The 4,387-nt window shown below is 65.6% G+C and carries 6 protein-coding genes; 2 read left to right on the forward strand and 4 right to left on the reverse strand.

The genetic code is table 11. The features are described 5' to 3' along the window. Positions 1–71: 71 nt before the first annotated feature. Both CR162_RS21670 and CR162_RS21675 read right to left on the reverse strand, forming a co-directional pair. Entirely contained in the window at positions 72–1,466 is a 1,395-nt protein-coding gene (locus tag CR162_RS21670; RefSeq protein WP_034013855.1) for a D-arabinono-1,4-lactone oxidase, read from the reverse strand. 11 nt (positions 1,467–1,477) lie between these two features. Continuing rightward, a complete protein-coding gene (locus CR162_RS21675; RefSeq protein ID WP_021263177.1) occupies positions 1,478–1,867 on the reverse strand; it encodes a c-type cytochrome in 390 nt (129 codons plus the stop codon). A gap of 173 nt (positions 1,868–2,040) precedes the next feature. Here CR162_RS21675 and CR162_RS21680 point away from each other — a divergent pair, with 173 nt between their 5' ends. Next, positions 2,041–2,505 carry an acyl-CoA thioesterase gene (locus CR162_RS21680; RefSeq protein WP_003096582.1) on the forward strand — a complete coding sequence of 155 codons (465 nt, stop codon included), beginning with the start codon at positions 2,041–2,043 and terminating at the stop codon, positions 2,503–2,505. On the opposite strand, the gene CR162_RS21685 is transcribed toward CR162_RS21680, so the two are convergent. Continuing rightward, entirely contained in the window at positions 2,485–3,072 is a 588-nt protein-coding gene (locus tag CR162_RS21685) for a DUF4124 domain-containing protein (RefSeq protein ID WP_134585231.1), read from the reverse strand. The two genes, CR162_RS21680 and CR162_RS21685, sit on opposite strands and share 21 nt — an antisense overlap. Positions 3,073–3,122: 50 nt before the next feature. Beyond that, positions 3,123–3,764: an orotate phosphoribosyltransferase gene (pyrE, locus tag CR162_RS21690; RefSeq protein ID WP_003096586.1), complete on the reverse strand. Its 642-nt coding sequence runs from the start codon at positions 3,762–3,764 to the stop codon at positions 3,123–3,125. Positions 3,765–3,844: 80 nt separating this feature from the next. On the opposite strand from pyrE, the gene CR162_RS21695 reads away from it, so the two are divergent. Then, positions 3,845–4,387 (forward strand): exodeoxyribonuclease III (locus tag CR162_RS21695; RefSeq protein ID WP_099097538.1); only part of this gene is annotated, 543 nt, incomplete at its 3' end.

Genomic DNA, 4,387 nt, shown 5'->3' on the forward strand with positions numbered 1-4,387 from the left:
TTCCCGCCAGCCGCGCGCCGGCCCCGAGGCCGGCGAACATGAACTTGCGTCGATTCACGGCGTCGCTCCTTTCAGGTCACGCCCAGGATGGAAGAGAGGTGCGCATTGAGGAACCGCCCGCGGGGATCCAGCGCCTGGCGCACCTCGGCGAACGCCTTCCAGCGCGGATAGAGCCCCTGCAACTGGTGCGCGTTGAGGCCATGCAGCTTGCCCCAGTGCGGACGCCCGGCGTATTTCCAGAAGATCGGTTCCACCGCGGCGAAGAAGTTGTGGTGGTCCATGCTGTAGTGCTGATGCACGGAAATGGAACAACTGTCGCGGCCCTCGAACATGCTCAGGGGAATGTCGTCGGCCTTCACGTAGCGGTACTCGATGGGAAACCAGGTGCGCAGGTCCTTGTCGCGGATCAGCGCAAGAATCTCCCGCAGGCAGGCGGGGCCATGCTCGGCGGGGACCGAATACTCCATCTCGTTGAAGCGCACGTTGCGCACGTTGGCGTAGACCGCATAGGAATCGTCGACCCGCTCGTCGAAGCGGGCGAAGTGGCGCAGGCTGTTGAGCAGGGTACGGCGGGTCTCCGGGAAGTCGCTGAGGTACTTGTCGAAACCTTCGATCAGGCCGACGAACTCGTTGCCGCCTTCCTTCGCCGGGTCCAGGGGCGGGGTCTTCGGCTCGTCGGTCTCGTTAAGGGCGATCGACAGGGCGTAGTCGGAGTGGGTCACCACCAGCATCTCCCAGTGCTGGTTCTCGCGCGTGTTCTTCTCCACGTCCTCCAGCAACTCCTCGGTCCGGGCGATCCACTGCCGTTCACGCAGGCGGTAGGCCGCGCGGTTCTGCAGGCGCACCCGGGTCACGACGCCCAGCGCCCCCAGCGAGACCCGTGCGGCATCGAACACCTCCACGTTGCGCTTGGCGTCGCACTCGAGCACCTCGCCGCTCGCGGTGACCAGTTGCAGACCGCGAACCTGGGCGGAATAGGAACCGAAGCCGACCCCGGTGCCATGGGTGGAAGTAGCGATGGCGCCAGCCAGGGTCTGGTAATCGATGTCGGCCATGTTCACCAGCGCCTGGCCGATCTCCTTGAGCGGAGCGCCCATCTGCGACATCGGCGTACCGCCGCCGAACTCGGCCTGGAGGGTCGCGCTGTCGTGGCTGAGCAAGCCGCTGAAGTAGGCGAGCGAGAGCAGGGTGCCGTCGGTCGGGACCAACGCGCTGAACGAATGCCCGGAGCCCACCGGGCGGATCCTGCCGGACGCCTGGCGGATGATCCGGACCAGTTCGTCGAGGTCTTTCGGTGCCTCCCGCGCCAGGGGCAGGCAGCTTTGCGCGCCGGACCAGTTGCGCCAGGGAATCAGGCGCGGTGCGCGGAGCAACTCCGCCAGCGCGGGGTTTCCCACCATGGCGGCGAACGCACCGAGCGCTCCCGCCCGTTGCAGGAGCTGGCGTCGCGACAGATGACTTGGCATGCCGGTATCCCCTATCGGTCCTGCACTGCGGACATGAAATCGATCAAAGCCCGGAACTGTTCTTCCGAGCACTGCATGCACATGCCCATGGGCGGCATGCCCTTGTAGCCGTTGATGCTGTGGTCCAGCAGGGTGTCGATGCCCTGCGCCAGGCGTGGTGCCCAGGCGGCGGCATCGCCGGTCAGCGGCGCGCCGGAGGCGGGATTGGCGTGACAGAGCTTGCAACTGGCGGAATACACCTGCGCCAACGCAGGGTCCGCAGGGACACGCTGGGAATCGGCGGCCCGCGCCGGCGGCTCCGTGGATTCTCCGCAGGCCACCAGCATCAGGCCCAGGGCAAGCAGCAACCCCGGGCGGCAAAGGCGCGAGTTGCCCGGTCCGGGGCGGAGCGTGGACGACATGGTGTTCCTCTCTCGTTGCGCACGGCGTGCGTTCTCGTCGAACAACACTAAGGCCGCGACGCCCCGAGGATGAGGGCAATGCGGGCCAGCGACGGGGGGTTCTGCGGCCAGCCCTTTCGCACCGCGCGATGGCGGTCTAGAGTCGATGTCTGCAGCAGCGTCGAGGAGCCGGCATGAGCAGCGCAGCACAGCGCCAGAACTACACCTTCTTCCATTCCCTGCGGGTTCGCTGGGCGGAGGTCGATCCGCAGGGCATCGTCTTCAACGGCAACTACCTGACCTATCTAGACGTCGCCACCACCGAGTACTACCGCCAGCTCGGCATGTCCTACCCGGCCGACCTGCTGCGCGGCGGAGGCGACCTGTTCGCGGTGAAGAGCACCCTGGAATACCGCGCCCCGGCGCATTTCGACGACTGGCTGGACATCGGCACCCGCGTGGCGCGGCTGGGGCGCAGCAGCCTGGTTTTCGAGCTGGGCATCTGGCGCGACGAGCAGCTGCTCACCGTCGGCGAGCTGGTCTACGTCTATGCGGATGCGAACGAGCGACAGAGCCAGCCCGTACCGGACTGGCTGCGCGAGAAGATCAGGGCGTTCGAGCGACAGTCGCCAGTGGAGTCAGGGACTCACGCCGAGTAGCTGGGAGAGCCGCGCGCGGTCGGCGGCATAGGTTCTTTCCGCCTCTTCGCGGGCCTTCTGGAAGCGCCCGATCTCACCCTGCAGGCGCTTTTCCTCCTGCTTGAGATCGTCCAGCTGGTCCACCAGCGCCTGCGCCACCGGACGTCCGGCACGCTCCTGGTTGGCCGCCTGGCCTTGCAGGTTGGCCTGTTGCAGCTTGAGCGACTGCAGGTTGCCGCGCGCCACGCTGCTCAGCCCGTCCAGTTCCGCCAGGCGCCGTTCGCGAGCGCGGTCGACGTCCTCGAGGCTGGAATACAGGCGCAGCAGCTGCGCATCGGAGCTGGCCTGGGCCTGGGCCGCCTTGCGCTGCCGCAGTTCCTCGGCGGTCGGCGCCGGCGGTACGGTGCGGATCACCCGGCCCTGGTCGTTGAGGACCTGGTAGCCCTTGCCGATGTACTGCGGCGGCACACCCTGGCGGTCGAGCACCACCACGCCCTTGTCGTTGACGTAGCGGTAAAGCTCCACCGCTCCGCCCGGCGCCGCCTGGGCGCCGAAGGAAAGCCCCTGGAGCACCAGCCCCAGGGCCATCAGGCAACGCATTACATCCTGTCCGACCATGCCAGTCCCTTGTGAAAGGTTCAGATACCGTATTGGGCGCGATAGGCCTCTACCGCCGGCAGATGCTTCTTCAGTTCAGCATCTTCGGCAAGATATTCCAGCACCTGTTCCAGGGAAACGATGCTCACCACCGGCATGCCGAAGTCGCGCTCGACCTCCTGGATCGCCGACAGCTCGCCCTTGCCGCGCTCCTGGCGGTTCAGCGCGATCAGCACGCCCGCGGCCCTGGCGCCCTGGGCGTCGATGATCTGCATCACTTCGCGGATCGCGGTGCCGGCGGTGATCACGTCGTCGATGATCAGCACCCGGCCGCTCAGCGGCGCGCCGACCAGCGTGCCGCCTTCGCCGTGGTCCTTGGCTTCCTTGCGGTTGAAGCACCAGGGCAGGTCGCGCTGGTGCTGCTCGGCGAGGGCCACCGCGGTGGTGGCGGCCAGGGGAATGCCCTTGTAGGCCGGGCCGAACAGGACGTCGAAGTCGATTCCGCTGTCGATCACCGCCTCGGCGTAGAAGCGTCCCAGGCGGGCCAGCGCCAGGCCGCTGTCGAACAGGCCGGCATTGAAGAAATAGGGGCTGGTGCGCCCGGACTTGAGGGTGAACTCACCGAAGCGCAGAACCCCGCGCTCGATGGCGAAACGAATGAAATCGCGCTGATACGCCTGCATGAATGACACCAAGCCGCATGAATTTAGCTAAACCGTTTGAGCTCGGGTATCATACACGCACGTGATTTTGGGGGCCATTTATGCGGATCATCAGTGTGAACGTGAATGGTATTCAGGCTGCGGCCGAGCGCGGTTTGCTCAGTTGGCTGCAAGCACAGAATGCCGACGTGATCTGCTTGCAGGACACCCGAGCCTCCGCCTTCGATCTGGATGACCCGTCCTTCCAACTGGACGGCTACTTCCTTTATGCCTGCGATGCCGAGCTACCCGAACAGGGCGGTGTCGCACTCTACAGCCGTTTGCAGCCCAACGCTGTGATCAGCGGCTTAGGTTTCGAAACGGCCGATCGTTACGGGCGCTACCTGCAAGCCGACTTCGACAAGGTGAGTATCGCCACCCTGCTGCTGCCTTCCGGGCAGAGCGGAGACGAGAGCTTGAACCAGAAATTCAAGTTCATGGACGACTTCACCCATTACTTGAGCAAGCAGCGTCGCAAGCGCCGCGAATACATCTACTGCGGCTCGCTGTACGTCGCCCATCAGAAGATGGATGTGAAGAACTGGCGCGAATGTCAGCAGATGCCGGGCTTCCTCGCGCCCGAACGGGCCTGGCTGGACGAAGTG

It is taken from the genome of Teichococcus rhizosphaerae, from assembly GCF_002631185.1.
Lineage (GTDB): Bacteria > Pseudomonadota > Alphaproteobacteria > Acetobacterales > Acetobacteraceae > Pseudoroseomonas > Pseudoroseomonas rhizosphaerae.

Excerpts from the sequence above, each read along its gene's own strand:
- CR162_RS21670 (WP_034013855.1), bottom strand. The coding sequence starts at position 1,466 with ATGCCAAGTCATCTGTCGCGACGCCAGCTCCTGCAACGGGCGGGAGCG.
- CR162_RS21675 (WP_021263177.1), bottom strand. The coding sequence starts at position 1,867 with ATGTCGTCCACGCTCCGCCCCGGACCGGGCAACTCGCGCCTTTGCCGC.
- CR162_RS21680 (WP_003096582.1), top strand. The coding sequence starts at position 2,041 with ATGAGCAGCGCAGCACAGCGCCAGAACTACACCTTCTTCCATTCCCTG.
- CR162_RS21685 (WP_134585231.1), bottom strand. The coding sequence starts at position 3,072 with ATGGCCCTGGGGCTGGTGCTCCAGGGGCTTTCCTTCGGCGCCCAGGCG.
- pyrE (WP_003096586.1), bottom strand. The coding sequence starts at position 3,764 with ATGCAGGCGTATCAGCGCGATTTCATTCGTTTCGCCATCGAGCGCGGG.